The sequence below is a fragment of the Streptomyces sp. CO7 genome, from assembly GCF_053474865.1.
The window spans coordinates 107,483-108,408 of sequence record NZ_JBRIOU010000001.1; the positions used below are offsets into that span (position 1 = coordinate 107,483).

1 protein-coding gene is annotated in these 926 nt (G+C 74.6%); it reads right to left on the bottom strand.

What is annotated here, in order from left to right; genetic code table 11:
* Nucleotides 1-194: 194 nt before the first annotated feature.
* Nucleotides 195-926 (bottom strand): MFS transporter (locus tag ACOV8S_RS00490; protein ID WP_448315219.1); only part of this gene is annotated, 732 nt, incomplete at its 5' end.

Below are 926 nucleotides of genomic sequence, written 5' to 3' on the forward strand. Positions count from 1 at the left end.
GAGGGGGACGGGGGCGGAGCTTGGTACGACGGGTACGGGTCGTAGGACATCCCGTGCTCCTTGCGAGGCTCGGGCCCGAAAACGGGCCGCAGGGAGGGGAGTTGGACAAGCCCACGCAAGCTACCGACCCACCCGCCGCACACGCTGCGGTTCCGCACGGTGAAGGTCCGGTGAGGACGGGGATCGGTGCGGGCTCACTCCCCGGCGGCCTCCGCGCTGGTCGCCCGCACAGGGAAACGCCGCGGCGCGAGCGCCAGCAGCGCCACGAACGCCACCCCCGCGGCCACCGCCGCGCCCAGGTACACCGCCTGCGTCGCCGCCGCGACGGCCCGTCCCGTCGCCTCCGGCACCCGCGCACCGGAGTCCACCGCCAGCGTCACCGCGTCCAGGTCGCCCACGCCGCCGAGCCGGGCCGCCAGCACCGCGTTCGCCAGCGCGCCGAACAATGAGGCCCCCAGCGTCTGGCCGGTCTGCCGGCAGAACAGCACCGAGGCCGTCACCGTCCCCCGCTCCGACCAGCCCACCGTCGACTGGACCCCCACCATCAGGGGCGCCGAGAACAGACCGAGCCCGGCCCCCACCACGGCCATCAGCAGCACCGGCTGCCACACCGCCCCCGGATACGGCAGCCACTGGAACGCCGCCAGCGCCAGCGAGGTCACCCCGATCCCCAGCAGCGCCGTGTCCCGGAAGCCGATCCTGCGGTACACGTGCTGGCTCAGGGCCGCCGACGCCGGCCAGGTCAGCGTCCACACCGACAGCACGAACCCCGCCGCCACCGGCTCCAGTCCCAGCACACCCTGGGCGTACGTCGGCAGGAACACCGTCGGCGCCACCATCAGCAGCCCCACCGCGCCGAACGCGATGTTGACCGCCGCGATCGTCCGCCGCCGCCACACCCAGCCCGGGATCACCGGGTCCTCGGC